The organism is Streptomyces gilvus (assembly GCF_022513565.1).
GTDB classification, from domain to species: Bacteria; Actinomycetota; Actinomycetes; order Streptomycetales; family Streptomycetaceae; genus Streptomyces; species Streptomyces gilvus.
Window position 1 is genome coordinate 24,919 of record NZ_JAKWBE010000009.1, and the last position, 15,812, is coordinate 40,730.

General features: G+C 74.0%; 11 protein-coding genes and 1 pseudogene. 5 read left to right on the plus strand and 7 right to left on the minus strand.

What is annotated here, in order from left to right:
* Positions 1-65 precede the first annotated feature (65 nt).
* The 4 genes from MKW14_RS15930 to MKW14_RS15945 all read right to left on the minus strand — a co-directional run bounded on the left by MKW14_RS15930 (position 66) and on the right by MKW14_RS15945 (position 7,988).
* The gene (locus MKW14_RS15930; protein WP_240863209.1) at positions 66-4,691 is read right to left on the minus strand and encodes a hypothetical protein; all 4,626 of its coding nucleotides are present in this window, start codon (positions 4,689-4,691) and stop codon (positions 66-68) included.
* Positions 4,692-4,727: 36 nt separating this feature from the next.
* Positions 4,728-5,618 carry a hypothetical protein gene (locus MKW14_RS15935; protein ID WP_240863210.1) on the minus strand — a complete coding sequence of 297 codons (891 nt, stop codon included), beginning with the start codon at positions 5,616-5,618 and terminating at the stop codon, positions 4,728-4,730.
* Between the two features lie 31 nt (positions 5,619-5,649).
* Entirely contained in the window at positions 5,650-7,176 is a 1,527-nt protein-coding gene (locus tag MKW14_RS15940; protein WP_240863211.1) for a hypothetical protein, read from the minus strand.
* Between the two features lie 110 nt (positions 7,177-7,286).
* A complete protein-coding gene (locus tag MKW14_RS15945) occupies positions 7,287-7,988 on the minus strand; it encodes a GntR family transcriptional regulator (protein WP_240863212.1) in 702 nt (233 codons plus the stop codon).
* 130 nt (positions 7,989-8,118) lie between these two features.
* On the opposite strand from MKW14_RS15945, the pseudogene MKW14_RS15950 reads away from it, so the two are divergent.
* The 5 genes and pseudogenes from MKW14_RS15950 (at position 8,119) to MKW14_RS15970 (ending at position 12,559) form a co-directional block, all read left to right on the plus strand.
* Positions 8,119-9,413, plus strand: a pseudogene (locus tag MKW14_RS15950) (MFS transporter).
* On the plus strand, positions 9,410-10,255 hold the full coding sequence (locus tag MKW14_RS15955; RefSeq protein WP_240863213.1) for a putative hydro-lyase: 846 nt from the start codon (positions 9,410-9,412) through the stop codon (positions 10,253-10,255). The pseudogene MKW14_RS15950 and the gene MKW14_RS15955 overlap by 4 nt, the downstream one beginning before the upstream one ends.
* Positions 10,256-10,320: 65 nt before the next feature.
* Positions 10,321-11,079, plus strand: a complete 759-nt coding sequence (locus MKW14_RS15960) for a LamB/YcsF family protein (protein ID WP_240863214.1) — start codon at positions 10,321-10,323, stop codon at positions 11,077-11,079.
* Positions 11,076-11,693 carry a 5-oxoprolinase subunit PxpB gene (gene pxpB, locus MKW14_RS15965; RefSeq protein ID WP_240863215.1) on the plus strand — a complete coding sequence of 206 codons (618 nt, stop codon included), beginning with the start codon at positions 11,076-11,078 and terminating at the stop codon, positions 11,691-11,693. Before MKW14_RS15960 ends, pxpB begins: the two co-directional genes overlap by 4 nt.
* A complete protein-coding gene (locus MKW14_RS15970; RefSeq protein WP_240863216.1) occupies positions 11,690-12,559 on the plus strand; it encodes a 5-oxoprolinase subunit C family protein in 870 nt (289 codons plus the stop codon). Before pxpB ends, MKW14_RS15970 begins: the two co-directional genes overlap by 4 nt.
* A 32-nt stretch (positions 12,560-12,591) precedes the next feature.
* On the opposite strand, the gene MKW14_RS15975 is transcribed toward MKW14_RS15970, so the two are convergent.
* The 3 genes from MKW14_RS15975 to MKW14_RS15985 are packed head-to-tail and all read right to left on the minus strand — an operon-like array spanning position 12,592 to position 15,724.
* On the minus strand, positions 12,592-13,437 hold the full coding sequence (locus MKW14_RS15975) for an SGNH/GDSL hydrolase family protein (RefSeq protein ID WP_240863217.1): 846 nt from the start codon (positions 13,435-13,437) through the stop codon (positions 12,592-12,594).
* Positions 13,434-14,591 carry a glycosyltransferase gene (locus tag MKW14_RS15980; RefSeq protein ID WP_240863218.1) on the minus strand — a complete coding sequence of 386 codons (1,158 nt, stop codon included), beginning with the start codon at positions 14,589-14,591 and terminating at the stop codon, positions 13,434-13,436. The genes MKW14_RS15975 and MKW14_RS15980 overlap by 4 nt, the downstream gene beginning before the upstream one ends.
* Entirely contained in the window at positions 14,588-15,724 is a 1,137-nt protein-coding gene (locus tag MKW14_RS15985) for a glycosyltransferase family 4 protein (protein ID WP_240863219.1), read from the minus strand. Before MKW14_RS15985 ends, MKW14_RS15980 begins: the two co-directional genes overlap by 4 nt.
* Positions 15,725-15,812 lie beyond the last annotated feature (88 nt).

Here is a 15,812-nt window from a genome sequence, read left to right on the forward strand (position 1 = left end):
CGTCGGTATCGGGGCGGCTGGGACGCGGGTCGGCTACAGCTCTGGGCGGCTTGGGCGCGGGGAGATCACGGCGCGGCCGGTGCCGGGCGCTTGAACATCCGTGTCGCGGTGATCTCGCTGTGCCCGGCCTCCCCCGCGGGGGCCTCGCTCGGCAGGCCCGGCCGCAGGTGTTCCTCCACGCTGATGTACTTCAGCCCGGCCCGTAGGTCAGCGTCGTTGCGCAGCCGGATGACCAGGGGGAACTCGGCCAGCGCGGTGGTGTCGAACAGACCCGTGGTGTACAGGAGCTGGACGCCCAGCGCGTCGGACACGGCGCGCTGGAGCTCCAGCAGATACGTGGCGTTGGCCCGGCCGATGGGGTTGTCGAGGAACAGCGTGCCGGCGTGCCGGTGCCTGTCGCGGCCTCGGTCGTTGGAGCGCAGTGCCGCCATCGTGCAGTACAGGGCGATGGCGGCGGTGAGCAGCTGGCCGCCCGAGAACACGTCGCCCATCTGCCCGACGGGCACGCGCTCGGCGCGCAGCACGGCGTCCGGCTTGAGGATCTCCACGGAAACGCCCTTGGGCTGCAGGGCGGCGCCAACGCCCCGCAGCAGCAGGGACATGCCGTCGCGGCGCAGGTCGGAGTTCTTCTTCACGGCGGCCCGGGTCGCCTCGTCGATGACCTCGCCGAGGCGCTCGGTCAGGGTGGCCTGGTCGGGTTCCTCGAAGCGGATCCGCAGGAACTCCTGACCGGACCATTCACCGAGCCCCTCGGGCAGCCGGGACAGCCGCTGCGCGGAGCGGAGGGTCGCCAGCGCCGACTCGACCAGCCCACGCAGCCGGTCGACGATCGAGTCGCGGTTGCGCTCCAATTGAGCCAACTCGTCGGTGAGGACCCGGAGTCGGGGGGCGAAGGCGTCCGCCCACTTCTGCGCGTGCTCGGGCAGTGCGGAGGCGGGCAGTTCACGGATCTGCTGGCGGGCGGGGGTGCGGACCTGTTCGTAGCGCGTGGAGTTGGCGTGCCGGACGAGGACGTCACTGGCCTCGCGGACGGCGGCCTCGGCGGCGGACAGGTCGGCGGCACAGCCGCGCAGCGACCGACGGGCCTCGGCGGCCGACTGGCGGGCCTCGTCCAGGGTGCCGGGGTAGGGCTCCGGTTCCTCCTGGTCGTCCTCCATAGTGTGCTCGCGCAGCAGGTCCCGCAGCATCGCGGCCGTCTCGTCGAAGCCGCCGGCCGCGTCCTCGGCCGCGCGGTGGGCGTCGAGCAGGTCGGCGTGGGCTTCCCGGGCCTGCGTCAACGCCTCGGTGCGGGAGGCGAGTTCAGTGGTTGCTGTACGCAGCAGGGCCTGGGCGTGCTCGGCGTCGCGCGGCTGGAGCTCCTCGGGCAGCTCGGTATGGGCCTCGCCGTCCTCGGGGGCGTGCCGTTCGGCCTCGCCGCGCAGCCGGCCCAGCTGCTCGCTCGCGCTGGACATCCGGGTCTCCAGGAGCTGCACCAGCTCCTCGGCACGGGCGGCGGCGGCCTGCCGGGACGGCCCGTCGGAGCCGTCCGGGGACTGCAGCAGCTGCTCCGCGCGGGTACGGACCTTGTTGCTGAGCCGGTCCAGTTCGGCGCGGGCCGCGCTCTCGTCGCTCTCCGCGCGCGCCTGCTCGGCCCGCAGGTCGGCGCCGACGCCGACCTTCTCGTAGACCTGGGAGGCGGCCCGGTAGGCCTCGCGCAGGGCGGGCAGGGACGCCTTGGGGGCGCCCGCGTCCGCGTCGGTGTCGGGTACGTCGTCGGGGGCGCCGGCGATCTCCGAGCGCTCGGCGCGCAGCGCGCGGGCGGTGCGGCGGGCGTCGTCGGCGGCGCGCTGGGCGGCGCGCCGGTCCTCGTCGGCGGCGCGGGCGCGTTCCAGGCAGGCCTGGGCGCGGGCCTCGGACTCGGCGCCGTCGTCGGCCAGTTCGCGCAGCTTCACCTGCCAGCCGGCGCGTTCGCGCAGCCGGAAGGCGAGCCCGGCGAGGGCGTCGGCGGCGCGGCGTGCCTTCTGTGCGGTCTCCTGCCGCTCGTCCCGGACCTGCGCGGCCTCGGCGGCGGTCTCGTCCGCCTCGGCCCGTACCGTGCGGGCCTCGGCCAGCTCGGCCTCCGCCTCCTCCGCGAACGTACGCGCCTCCTGGGCGGCCCGTGCCAGTTCGACCAGCCGTCCGGCCGGGCAGCCGGTGCGCCAGGAGGCGAGGCGTGCCGCCAGCTCGCGGTCCTTGCCGAGGCGGGCCGCGAGCGCCCGGATCTCCTCGTCCCGCGCGGCCGCCCGGGCCCTCAGGGCCTGCCGTTCCTCGTCGGCGGCGTGTTCGTCGTGCATGGCCGGGTTCGGCGGGACGAGGAAGACGTCACCGCTCCGGGTGTCGGGGGCCGGCGTCGGCGCCAGCAGGGCGGCGGCTGTGCCGACGGCGACGGCGGACCGCGGGAGCAGGGCCGCGTCGGTGAGCGCGTCACGGGCCCGCGCGTGCGTGGCCGGATCGGTGATGATGACGCCGTCGACCAGTTCCGGACGGGCGGCCAGCACGCGCGCGTGGTCGGCGGGGTCGACGGCCTGGGCGAGGTAGCGCCAGCCGGGCAGGGCCGGGATGCCGTGCTCGCCGAGGAACTCGACGGTGGCCAGCACGTCCGGCCCGGGCGGCAGGAGCCCGCCGTCGCCGAGCGCGCCGAGGATCCGGGAGTCGTCGGCCGCCACGGTCCGCAGTTCGAAGAGCTGGCGTTCGGCGGAGGACACGGAGTCATCGAGGAGTTCGCGCAGTTCGTCCGCGAAACGGTCCAACTCCTCGGGAGTGAGCGCCGCTTCGTCGTCGTCCGTCTCGTGGCGGGGCTGCGGGACGGCAGAGCGCGTCCGGCCGCCGCCGGACAGGCTCAGCAGCTCCGCCAGCCGTTCCTCGGCCGCCAGCGACTCGGCGATACGCAGCTCGGCCTCGTAGGAGCGCTGGGTGGCCGTGGCCGCGTCCGCCGCGCGGGCGGCCGTCAGCTCGGCGCGGGACTCCGCCGCGGCCGCCTCGCGGGCGTGCTCCGTGGCCTTGCGGGACGCCTCACGGGCCGTGTCCCAGGCGGCGACGGCGCTCTTCTCGGCGTCGCTGGCGGCGAGGGCGGCACGGGCGGGGTCGGCGTCGGGCGCGCTGTCGTCGAGCCAGCCGGCGCGCACCGCCTCCGCGGTCTCCTGTTCCACCTCGCTGAGGCGCTGGCGGAGGTGGCCGATCTCGCTGCGGGCACGCTGGGCTTCCGTGGCGGCGGCGGTCGAGTCGCGGTAGGCAGCCTCACCGGCCTCCTGGAGTGCGGCGGAGCGCTCCTCCTCCTCGTTGGCGAGGGTCTCGGCGCTCTCGGCGGCCCCGTGCAGGGCCCGTACGAGGTCCACGGCGGCCTTGGCGCGGGCGGCGAGCGCGGGGGCCGCGTCCCGCTCGGCCTCCTGGATCGCGGCGGCCACGCGCGCGACCCGGTCGGCGGCGGCGCGGTGGCGCAGCACCGCCTCGGCGGCCTGCCAGGCGGAGTGCAGGGTGCGCGCGTCGGCCAGCTCGCGTTTTTGTCCGGCGGCGGACTTCTCGGCGGCGGCCAGAGCCAAGGAGGCGTTGCGGAAGGCGAGTTCGGCGGCGATCAGCGCGCTGCGCTCCCGGGCCGCCTCGGAGTGCGTGACCGCGTACGCGGCGGCCGTGACGCGCTGGGCGAGTTCGGCGGCCCGGACCCGCTCCTGGCTGCCCCGCGCCGACAGACGGCGAGCGAGCGTGCGGGTGCGGCGTTCGGCGCCGGCGTGGATGTCACGCGCGCGTGAGCGGGCCTCGGCGGCCTCGACGATCCGTCCGAGCAGGTCCACCGACCCGGCGGTGAAGTCCCGTTCGGCGATCAGCTCGGCGCGGCGGCCCAGCTTGTTGCCGAAGCCGCTGACCAGGTCGGCGAGTCCGTCGGTGTCCCGGGTGTCGGTGACGGCGCGCAGCAGCAGGTCGGTGAAGTCGGAGTCCTTCTTCACCGCGAAGAGGCCGGCGGCCTCACCCTCGTCGGCGTTCATCTCCCGCTGGTAGCGGAAGAGTTCGGGGTCGAGACCGAGGTCGCCGAGGTGTTCGATCCACCGGTCGTGGATCTCCTCCCAGTGCACCTCCAGGTGCGGATACGCCTTGCCCGCCTCCGTGATGGCGTCCCGGAAGCCCTTCATGGTGCGCCGGCGCCCCTGCGCGCCCGACTGGCCCTCGACGGACGGCCGTACCGAAGTGGCCTCGGCGACCGGCAGGTTGTCCAGGGACAGCCCGGGGCCGGGCCGGAAGGAGTACCAGGCCTCGGCGAACTTCCGCGGGTCGTTGGAGACCTGGCGCCCGCGCCACTCGCTGACCTTGCCGACGACGACGCACTCGCCGGTCAGCGTGTGCTGCCACTCCAGGGCGACGTGCCCGCAGTCGTCGGCGAGCAGGAACTTGCGCAGCACACCGGAGCTGGCGCCGCCCAGCGTGTTGCGGTGCCCCGGCAGCATCACCGAGAAGATCAGCTTCAGCAGCACCGACTTGCCGCCGCCGTTCTCCAGGAAGAGCACGCCCGCGGGCGCCGGGCGGCGCGGCGGGCCGACGGGCTCCTCCTCGAAGAACTCCGCCTGGGTGGGGGCGGGGTCGGGCACCGGCTCGCCGACGCCCCGCAGGTCGAGCACGGTGTCGGCGTAGCGCGCACCGGCGGGACCGATGGAGTAGAGGCGGATCCGGGACAGCTCGTACATGGCGGACTCTCGTAGGTCTTCGGGCAGGTCAGGGGTTCAGGAGGGCGTGGAGGAGTGGAACGGCAGCCCGGCGTCGGCCGCCAGGTCCAGGTCCTCGCCGTCCTGGGGCGGCAGCAGGCTCGGTGTGCCATCCGTCACCGGGACCACGCCCAGCTCCAGCAGTTCGGCCATCGCGGCGCTGCCCGCCATGTCCCGCACCTGGAGCTGGTAGCGGGCCGTCGTGCGGTACGTGCCGCCGTTGTCGTCGCCGGTGCGCTGCAGGAAGCCGGAGTCGGTGAGGAAGGCCACCGCCTTGCCGACGATGCCGGTCGTGGAACCGGCGAGTCTGCGGGCGTCCTTGGTGGCGCCGGCCGCGCTGCGTCTCACCCAGATCCGCCACGCGGCCTCCAGGCCGGGCGCGTCCGTGGCCGGGTCGGTGTTCTCGCCCTGTTCCTCGGCCCGTTCCTCCAGCCGCCGGCACGCCTGCCGTACGAAGGCGTCGACGCCGTTGACCGTCACGCGCCCGATGTACCCGTCGTCGGCCAGGTCCTCCGGGCGCGGGAACGCCATGGCGGCGACGGCGAGATGGGCCAGCCCGTGCAGGAACCGGTCTCCGCCGTCGGCGGACGTACGACGCGCGTAGTCGCCCATGCGAACCGCGAACACCGAGTCCTCGGCGGCCGTCACGGCCATCCCCGCGCGCGGGGAGACCTCCAGCACCACCAGCCCGAGCCCGGCGGCCACGGCGTCCGCGAGCCGGGCGAACGCCGGGTCCTCCCGGTGGCGCCGCAGCAGTTCCGCGTACTCCTGGTCACGCGCCGGCTGCAGCTTGGGCTGCAGCCCGAAGGCGACGAGCCGGGCCGCGTCGGCGGCGTCGGCGGGCGTGACGGCACTCGGGGCCGACGGGGCCGGGGCCTCCGTGTCACTCCACTCGATGTGCTCGGTCACTGCTCGGGCTCCTTGTCGCACTGTCGTCCACTCATGCCGCTTCCGTCCGGTCCGCCGCCATCCCGGCCGCGTCCAGCAGGGCCGTCCCCACGATCAGGTCGGCGCCGCCGAACTCGGGATCGTCCAGTTCCGTCCCGTCGTCCACGGCGAACAGGAGTTTCTCCTCGCCCTGCCGGTAGGCGGTGCCGACCGGCGGACTGGCCGCGTGCACCGCCAGGAGAGCCACCAGGTAAGGCAGTTCGGGGTCCAGCCGACGCGCCTCCGCGAGCAGCCCCGACAGCCGGCGGGGCGCGTCGGCCGGCAGGTCCAGCAGCTCCTTCGCCGCCGCCAGTTGCTCCTCGCTGAACCGGCTGTCGTCCGGGGTGGCGATCAGATCCGGCTCCGGCATCTCCGCGCCGAGGTGCTCGCGCTCCACGGGAGGCGTCAGCAGTATGTCGACGAGGTCGCCCACCCGCACCGACACCGGCGTGCGCAGTCCCGTGCCGCGCGCGAAGAACGCGTCCGTGACCCGGACCGCCTGCTCCAGCGGCAACGGCAGCACGGGGGCGACCAGATGGCCGTAGAGGTCGATCCCGGAGGACGTCATGGGCGTCGCGAACGCCTGCCGGTCCTGCTCGGCGCGGAAGAGCGGGCCCGCCTCCAGCAGTCGCGACTGCAACTGCGTGTGCCGTCGGATGCAGTCCTTGACGATGTCGACGAGTTCGGCGGCCCGCCGCTTGTGCTCGGCCTCCTCCGTCTCGTCCCGCGCCTTGCGGATGTTGGTGAGGATCGCGTTCTCGTGGCGGTAGCGGTCGGCCACGTGGTCCAGCGCCTCGGCGATCATGTCGGGCACGGAGTTGAGCCAGTCCACCGCGCGGACGTTGCGCCGGGTGGCGTCCAGGGCGCGGCGCAGGGTCTCCGAGTACTGCACGGTCCGGTAGCGGGCCTGTTCGGCGGCGAGCTGGGCGTCCGCCAGGCGCCCCCGGCTGATCAGCACCTCGAGCTTGACCTCGGCGGCGATCTGGGCGCTGGTGACGTCGGTGTCCAGGGCGCCGACCAGGACGTTGACCGCCTCGTCCGTGGTCCGGAGATAGACCGTGCCGCCGGGGCCGGGCACCTCCTCGATGAGCTTGAAGTCGTAGTCACGGCGGACATAGCTGCCGTCCGTCGTGAAGGTGCCGTACACCGCACGGAAGCCGCGGTCGACGCTGCCGACGTTGATCAGGTTCTCCAGGACCCAGCGGGCCACGCGCTCGTGCTCGCCGACCGGCCGCTGCGGGGCCTGCGCGGCGATGCGCGGGATGAGCCGGGCGACGATCTGGTCGTGGTCGGCGCCCGTGTCGAAGTCCATGTTCAGGGTGACCAGGTCGATGGCGGCCAGGGCGACCTCCGCCATGCCGTAAACCGAGTACTCGCCCGCCAGGTTGGCCTTGCGCGCGTCCAGGTCGTGCAACGGCGCGGTGCAGGCGAGCGCGCGCAGCCGCCGCGCCAGTCCCTCGTCGGCGGCCGGGCCCGGCGCGGGGCGCGGCGCCGCGCTGAACTGGGGCGGAACGCGGTCCGTCGATGCAGGCGAAGTCACGGTGCACAGACTAGGTGGTGGGTCTGACAACTCCCCAAACGGCGAGTCCGGCCACCCGGCGCACCCACACGTCGTGACAGCTCCGCGGCCCTGGAGGGCATCCTCCGCACCTAGACGGCGTCCTCCGCGCCGACCCTTCTCCGGTACACCTCGACCACTCGTTCGAGTGAGTCGGTGAGATAGACGGCGAGCAGTTCCTCCGCCGCTGCCCTGTCGCCCGCCTGGAGCGCCCGCAGGATCTGCTCGTTACGGGTGAGGTACGGCTCGTGGAGGGCCCTGGGGTCGTCCACGACGTGGAAGGCGAGGCGGAGTTCGGCGAAGACGCTGCGCATCAGTTCGTCGGTGCGGGCGCTGCCGGCCAGGGACACCAGTTCGCGGTGGAAGTGGATGTTGGCGGTACCCACCGCTTTCCAGTCACCTTCGCGCGCCGCGTGCCGCCCCTCGTCCACGGCCTCGGCGAGCGCGTCGAGGTCGTACGGCGGGTCGCCGAGGCCGCGTACGACGGCGCATTCGACGAGCCCGCGGGTGCGGTAGATGTCCTCGACGTCCTCGACGGTGAGCACCCGGACGAAGACGCCCCGGTTGAGTTCGTGGATCAGCAGGCGTTCATGGGTGAGCAGGCGGAACGCCTCGCGCAGGGTGTTGCGGGAGACCCCGAGGGCGCCGCCGATGCTGTCCTCCGAGAGCCGCGTGCCGGGCGGGAAGAAGCCCTCGGCGATCCGGCTCCTGAGGATGTCCGAGACCCGTTCGGCGGTGCTGGTGCGACCGAGGAGGGCGCGGTCGTCGGCCAGTCCGCTCAACTGCTCTGCCATGCCCGGAATTCAATCGCACACAGGAGAACGAAACAACGGGGGTATTGAAGGATCGTTGAACGATCCTCTACCTTGCTGCTCACTGCACCGCTCAGCTCCGCACCCTCCGTCCTCCCTCTGCGAGGTGCCCATGAGCACGACCCCTCCACCGCAGGCCCTGTCCACCGGCGCTTCGGGCGCCCAACTCACCGAGCACGACGGCCCGTTGGGCTGGCTGCGCGCCCTCGGTCCGCGCGGCCGGCGTGCGTTCGCCGGCGCGTTCGGCGGCTATGCCCTGGATTCGTACGACTACTTCACGCTGCCGCTGAGCATGGTGGCGCTGTCCGCGTACTTCGGCCTGGACAGCGGGCAGACCGGGCTCTTCACGACGGTCACGCTGGTGGTCTCCGCGGTCGGCGGCGCCGTCGCCGGTGTGGTGGCGGACCGGTTCGGCCGGGTCAGGGCCCTGATGATCACCGTGATCACGTACGCCGTCTTCACCGTGGCCTGTGGCTTCGCGCCCTCCTACGAGACGCTGCTGGTCTTCCGTGCGCTGCAGGGTCTCGGCTTCGGCGGCGAGTGGGCGGTCGGCGCGATCCTGGTGGCCGAGTACGCGAGCGCGCGGCACCGGGGCCGCACCCTGGGGGCGGTCCAGAGTTCGTGGCCGTGGGCTGGGCGCTGGCCGCCGTCGTGTACACCCTGGTGTTCTCGTTCGCGGGGGACGACCTGGCCTGGCGGATCATGTTCTGGACCGGCGCGCTGCCTGCCCTGCTGGTGATCTGGATGCGGCGCCGGGTGCACGACGCCCCGCAGGCGGTCGCGGTCCGGGAGAGGAGCGCGGAGAAGGGTTCGTTCGTCGCGATCTTCAAACCAGATCTGCTGCGCACCACGGTCTTCGCCGGGCTGCTGTCGACGGGCGTTCAGGGCGGCTACTACACGCTGGCCACCTGGGTGCCGACGTATCTGAAGACCGACCGGGGCCTGTCGGTGGTCGGAACCGGCGGCTACCTGACGTTCCTGATCTCCGGCGCCTTCCTCGGCTATCTGACCGGCGGCTATCTCACCGACCGGCTGGGGCGCCGACGCAACATCTGGCTGTTCGCGCTGCTGTCGGCGATCTGCATCCTGGCCTACGCGAACATCCCGCACGGCGCCAACACCCTGCTCCTGGTGCTCGGTTTCCCGCTCGGGTTCTGCATGTCGGCGATCTTCAGCGGCTTCGGCTCCTATCTGAGCGAGCTCTACCCGACGGCGGTGCGCGGCACGGGACAGGGCTTCACGTACAACACCGGACGCGCGGTGGGCGCCGTCTTCCCCACCGCTGTCGGTTTCCTGGCCGACAGCTGGGGCGTGGGCGGTGCGCTGGTCTTCGGCGCGATCGGTTACGGCCTCGCGGCGCTGGCGCTGCTGGGCCTGCCGGAGACGGGCGGGAGGGAACTGGCGTGAACCGGACCGAGGACCTCAGCTCGACCGTGACCGACGACCGCCCTCTGGTGCTCATCGACGAGCACGCGCACGCGTGGAGCCCGCGAACCGCCCGCGCCCGCTTCCGGGAAGGGCTCTGCGGACCGACCGCCGGCGTCGCGGCCGGCTACACCCAGGTCAACCTGATCTCGCTGCCCGCCGACTGGGCGTACGAGATGCTGCTGTTCGGCCAGCGCAACCCCAAGCCCTGCCCGGTGCTCGAGGTCACGGACGCCGGGTCCTGGACCAGCACGCTCGCCGAGGGCGCGGACCTGCGCACCGATCTGCCGCGTTACCGGGTGTGGCGGGACGGCGAGTTGGTGGACGAGCCGACGGACGTGCGCGGCTACTGGCGCGAGGACCTGGTGTCGTTCCTGATCGGCTGCAGCTTCACCTTCGAGTGGGCGCTGGCCGAGGCGGGCGTCCCGATCCGCCATGTCGAGCAGGGCCGCAACGTACCGATGTACGTGACGAGCCGTCAGTGCCGTCCGGCGGGGCGGCTGCGCGGCCCGATGGTGGTGTCCATGCGGCCGGTGCCTCCCGAGCACCTGGCGGCGGCGATCCGGGAGAGCAGCCTGCTCCCGGCCGTGCACGGCGGCCCCGTCCACTGCGGTGATCCGTCGGCGCTCGGCATCTCCGACCTCGGCCGCCCCGACTTCGGCGCCCCGGTGGAGATGGCACCGGACGACATCCCGGTGTTCTGGGCGTGCGGTGTGACCCCGCAGGCCGCGGTGACGGCCTCCCGCCCGCCGTTCGCCATCACCCACGCCCCGGGGCAGATGTTCCTGACCGACGCCCGCGACACGCAGTACCGCGTGCTCTGAGAGAACCGTCCGCTCCACGGGACGAAGCGTCCACTCCGCGAGAACCACGAGAACTGGAAGGATCCATGACCTCGATCGATCTGAACGCCGACCTCGGCGAGGGCTTCGGCCGCTGGCGGCTGACCGACGACGAGCGGCTGCTGTCCGTCGTCACCAGCGCCAACGTGGCCTGCGGCTTCCACGCCGGAGACCCGGCCACCATGCGGCGGGTGTGCGAACTGGCCGCCGAGCGCGGTGTGCGGATCGGCGCCCAGGTCTCCTACCGGGACCTCGCGGGCTTCGGACGCCGCGCGATGGACGTGCCGCCCGCGGAACTCACGGCCGAGGTCGCCTACCAGATCGGCGCCCTGGAGGTCTTCGCGCGCGCGGCCGGCACTCGCGTGTCGTACGTCAAACCGCACGGCGCGCTCTACAACCGCGTCGTGCACGACGAGGAGCAGGCCGGCGCGGTGGTGGACGGCGTACGGCTCGCCGACCCGTCCCTGCCCGTGCTCGGTCTGCCGGGTTCGCGGCTGCTGGAGTACGCCGGCAAGGCGGGTCTGCCGGCCGTCACGGAGGCGTTCGCGGACCGCGCCTACACCGAGCAGGGCACACTCGTCCCGCGCGGTCAGGACGGTGCCGTAGTGACCGACCCGGAGGCCGTGGTGGAGCGCTCGGTGGGCCTGGCCCGCGACGGAGCGGTGACCTCGCACTCCGGCACGCGTGTGGACGTACGCGCGCGTTCCCTGTGTGTGCACGGGGACACACCGGGCGCGGTGGAACTGGCCCGGCTGGTCCGGCAGCGCCTGCGGGAGTCCGGCGTCCGGGTGGAGGCCTTCGCATGAGGGCGCTGCCCGTGGGCGACGACGCCCTGCTCGTCGAGGTCGCCTCCGGCGAGGAGGCCCAGGCCCTGCACGCGGATCTGCTGCGCCGACGCGCGGAGGGCACGCTGTCGGTCCGCGAGATCGTCCCCGCTGCCCGCACGGTCCTCCTCGACGGCCTCACCGACCGCTCCCGCCTGGCCGCCGAACTGACCGCCACCGATGTCCCGGCCGCTCCCCCACGCGCGCGTGAGGTCGTCGAGATCCCGGTGCGGTACGACGGCCCCGACCTCGCGGATGTCGCCGCGCACTGGGGCGTGAGCGAACGGGAGGCGGCCCGCGTCCACGCCGACACCGAGTTCAGCGTCGCCTTCTGCGGTTTCGCCCCCGGCTTCGGCTATCTGACCGGCCTTCCGCGGCGCTACGACGTCCCGCGCCGGGCCACCCCGCGCACGGCCGTCCCGGCGGGCTCGGTCGCGCTCGCGGGCCCGTACACGGGCGTGTACCCGCGGTCGTCGCCGGGCGGCTGGCAGCTGATCGGCAGTACGGACACCGTCCTGTGGGACCACGCGCGCGTACCGGCCGCGCTGCTCTCGCCCGGCACGCGCGTCCGCTTCGTCCCGGTGTCCCGCTCATGACCGACCGCGCACTCGTCGTCGCACGGGCCGGGGCCCTGACCACCGTCCAGGACGAGGGCCGCCCCGGACACGCCCATCTCGGCGTCCCCCGCTCCGGCGCCCTCGACGCCCCCACGGCGGCCCTGGCCAACCGCCTGGTCGGCAACCCGCCCGCCGCGGCCGTCCTGGAGACCACGGTCAACGGCTGCGCCCTGCGCCCCCGTTCGACGGTGACCGTGGCGGTCGCCGGGGCACCCTGCCCCGTCACGGTGGACGGCCGCCCGGCCGCGTGGGGCGCTGCGGTGCGCGTGCCCGCGGGCGCGCTGCTGGAGGTCGGAACCGTCGTCTCCGGAGTGCGCTGTTACGTGGCCGTCTCCGGAGGCGTCGCCGTGGAGCCGGTGCTGGGCAGCCGTTCCACGGACCTCCTCTCGGGGCTGGGCCCGCCGCCACTCACGGACGGCACGGTGCTGCCCCTGGGCACGCCCGCCGCCGCCCACGCGCGCGTGGACGTGGCCCCCCAGCCGGCGCCTCCGGCGGAGCTCGTACTGCGAGTGTCCCTGGGGCCGCGCGACGACTGGTTCACCCGCGCGGCACTCGACACCTTCACCTCCCGCACCTACCGCGTCTCCCCCGCCAGCAACCGCATCGGTCTGCGCACGGAGGGCCCCGCCCTGGAACGGGCCCGCCTCGGAGAACTCCCCAGCGAGGGCATGGTCCTGGGCGCGGTCCAGGTCCCCCCGGACGGCAGGCCGGTGGTGTTCCTGGCCGACCATCCGACGACCGGGGGCTACCCGGTCATCGCGGTCGTCCGCGCACCCGATCTCCCGGCGGCGGCCCAGGCGGCACCGGGCACCCCGGTCCGCTTCGTGAGGACAAGCGGCCGCTGAGGCCCGTTGCGGAGGCCCACCGACCCGAGGGTTCAAGCGGCATCCGGCTCCGAGATCGACACCGCGGCCAGCGCCGCCGAGACCGCTGCGGCGGCGCGCACGTCCAGCCGCGCGCTCGTCCCCCGGGCCCGGTGCCGCAGCTCGTCCGCGGCCAGCCGCAGCAGCTGCGGCAGCAGGTCGGTGCACCGCCGGGCGACCCAGGCCGTGCCCGCCGTGGCCAGCCACAGCAGGCTCGCCGACCTGGTCGGTGCGGGGAACTCCGGTTCGGGCGAGGGGGCGATCCCCGTGGCCCGGTCCGTCTGGGCCAGCAACGCGTGGAAGCGCAGTGCCAGTTGCCGGTGCCCCTGCTCCCCCGGATGCAGCCGGTCCGCGCTCCACATCGCGCGATCCGTGATCCACTCCTCCTCCGCCGCGTGCAGATGGACGGCCCCGTAGCGGTCGGAGAGGGCGTGCACCACCCGGTTCACCGCCCGCTGCCGCCGGGCCAGTGGACGGGCCAGGGAGCCGGGCAGGCCGAGCATCGAGCCGGGGTCGGGCAGACAGGCCGTCAGCAGCGTGGCCCCCTGTCCCGTGAAGGCCGCGTACACCTTGTCCAGCCGCTCGGCGACGGCATGGATGTCGAAGGTGCAGCGCAGCGTGTCGTTGACGCCGATGACCACCGACACCACGTCCGGCGTCAGCTCGAGAGCGGCCGGAGTCTGCACCTCCAGCACCTCCCGGGTCTGCGCGCCGCTGACCGCCAGGTTGGTGAACTCCACGGGTTCCTCGGCCAGCCCGCCGGCGAGCAGCGCGGCCCAGCCGCGCCACCCCTCGCCGACGGGATCGCCCACGCCCTCGGTCAGTGAGTCGCCGAGGGCTACGAAACGCACCGCTCTCATCCCACGCCCCCGGGCACGAAACGACGCACGGGTACCGTCGCGTCGTGTGCGGCGAGGAAGGCGTCCACGGCGGTGTTCCAGCCGAAGCACTCCGCACGCGCGCGTGCCGCCTCCCGCCGCTCCCGCTCGGGGAGTTGGAGCATCATGTCGACGGCGTCGGCGAAGGCTTCCCCGTGGTCGGCCGCGACGGCGCCCGCCGACCCGACGACCTCGGGCAGCGCGGACGACGTGCTCACGACGACCGGCGTGCCGCAGGCCATGGCCTCCAGCGCGGCCAGCCCGAACGTCTCGGCGGGCCCGGGGGCCAGGCACACGTCGGCCGAGGCCTGCAGCGCGCCCAGCGCCTCGCGGTCGGAGACGTGCCCGAGGAAGGTCACCGGCAGTCCGCGCTCACGCGCCCGCAGTTCGAGCCGCGCCCGCAGCGGCCCGTCCCCGGCCACCACCAGCACGGCCTTCCTGCCGCGGCGCAGCAGCGCCTCCAGGGCGTCCAGCGCGGTGCCGGGCCGCTTCTCGACGGACAGCCGGGTGCAGGTGACGATCAGCGTCTCGTCCACGCGCGCGTACCGGGCGCGCAGCTCCGCGTCGTACAGCGCGGGATGCCGCTCCACCAGGTCGACGCCCAGCGGGGCGCGGACGACGTTGCGGGCGCCGATCCGCACGAACTCCCGCTCGGCGAACTCGGTCGTGCACACCACGCGCGCGTACGTGTGCGCCGTACGGAGGTTGAGGGCGTCGGCGGCACGCCGGGCGGCGTTCTCGGGCAGGCCCCAGGTGCGCAGGACGCCGTCGGCGGTCTCGTGGGAGACCATCACGGCGGGGACACGGGCCCGCCGGGCCCACTTGCCGGTCCAGCGCAGGGTGGTCCGGTCGGAGACCTCCAGGCGGTCGGGGGCCAGTTCCTCCAGCAGCCGGGTCACGCGCCGCTTGTCGGTCAGGACCCGGTAGCCGCCGGTGCCGGGAAGGAGCGGCCCCGGCAGCGTGATGACGCGGCCCTGCTCGGTGTCCCGGTCGTCGGCGCGCTCGCCCGGCACGATCAGGACGGGTTCGTGTCCGGCGGCCTTGTAGCCCTTGCCCAGCTCGCGCAGGGCGGTGCGCAGACCGCCGGAAGCGGGGGCGACGAAGTTGGCCAGTCGCACGATGCGCAGGGGGGTCATGCCGCCACCGCCGTCTTCCGGCGGGCGCCGAGGACCGCCCCGTAGTGACCGATCAGCTGGTCGCCGACGGCCGCCCAGGTGCGCCCCTCGACGGTGGCTCGTGCGGTGGCGCCGAAGGCGATCCGGCGCTCCGTGTCCGCCGCCAGGAAGCGCACGGCCTCCCGTACGGCGTCGGCGTCGCGGGGCGGGACGAGGAGACCGGTGCGGTCGTGGGCGACCAGGTCCAGGGGGCCGCCGACGGCCGGGGCGACCACCGGGACACCGCTGGCCATGGCCTCCTGGACGGTCTGGCAGAAGGTCTCGAAGGGCCCGGTGTGCGCGAAGACGTCCAGCGACGCGTAGATCCGGGCGAGGTCGTCGCCGGTGCGGCGGCCCAGGAAGGCCGCGCCCGGCAGCACCTCTTCCAGGCTCGGCCGGCTCGGGCCGTCACCGACGATCACGACCTTCACGCCGTCCAGTCCGCAGACGCCGGCGAGCAGCTCGATGTGCTTCTCGGGGGCGAGCCGGCCGACGTAGCCGACGATCAGCTCCCCGTTCGGGGCGAGTTCGCGGCGCAGGGCGTTGTCGCGCAGGTCCGGGCGGAAGCGGACGGTGTCCACGCCGCGCGGCCAGAGCCTGACCCGGGGCACGCCGTGGGTCTCGAGGTCGTGCAGGGAGGCGCTGGAGGGGGCCAGGGTGAGGTCGGCGGCCGAGTGGACGGAGCGGATGCGCCGCCAGGCGGCGGCCTCGCCGGCGCCCATGTAGGTGCGGGCGTATCCGGCCAGGTCCGTCTGGTAGACGGCGACGGCCGGGACGCCGAGCCGGGCGGCGGCCGCCATGCCGCGGACGCCGAGGACGAAGGGGCTCGCCAGGTGCACGATGTCGGCACGGTGCTCGACGATCGCCGCGGCGAGGCGCCGGCTGGGCAGCGCCACGCGGACCTGGGGATAGCCGGGGAGCGGGAGGGAGGGGACACGGACGACGGGGCACGGCGCCGAGGCGTCGGGCCGCTTGCCGGCGGTGGGGGGCGGGGCCGGCGCGACGACGAGCGGGGAGTGACCGCGATCTACGAGGTGCCGGGCGGTCTGGAGCGCGCAGTGGGCCACGCCGTTCACATCGGGGGGAAAGGATTCGGTCACGATGACGACACGCATACCGGTGTTCTCGCCGGGCTGGACGTGGTCGCGTCAACGTGGATCTTTGCGAACGATGAACGTCCCGTGAGCGTTCCTTCGCACACCC

Excerpts from the sequence above, each read along its gene's own strand:
- MKW14_RS15930 (WP_240863209.1), bottom strand. The coding sequence starts at position 4,691 with ATGTACGAGCTGTCCCGGATCCGCCTCTACTCCATCGGTCCCGCCGGT.
- MKW14_RS15945 (WP_240863212.1), bottom strand. The coding sequence starts at position 7,988 with ATGGCAGAGCAGTTGAGCGGACTGGCCGACGACCGCGCCCTCCTCGGT.
- MKW14_RS15960 (WP_240863214.1), top strand. The coding sequence starts at position 10,321 with ATGACCTCGATCGATCTGAACGCCGACCTCGGCGAGGGCTTCGGCCGC.
- pxpB (WP_240863215.1), top strand. The coding sequence starts at position 11,076 with ATGAGGGCGCTGCCCGTGGGCGACGACGCCCTGCTCGTCGAGGTCGCC.
- MKW14_RS15970 (WP_240863216.1), top strand. The coding sequence starts at position 11,690 with ATGACCGACCGCGCACTCGTCGTCGCACGGGCCGGGGCCCTGACCACC.
- MKW14_RS15975 (WP_240863217.1), bottom strand. The coding sequence starts at position 13,437 with ATGAGAGCGGTGCGTTTCGTAGCCCTCGGCGACTCACTGACCGAGGGC.
- MKW14_RS15980 (WP_240863218.1), bottom strand. The coding sequence starts at position 14,591 with ATGACCCCCCTGCGCATCGTGCGACTGGCCAACTTCGTCGCCCCCGCT.
- MKW14_RS15985 (WP_240863219.1), bottom strand. The coding sequence starts at position 15,724 with ATGCGTGTCGTCATCGTGACCGAATCCTTTCCCCCCGATGTGAACGGC.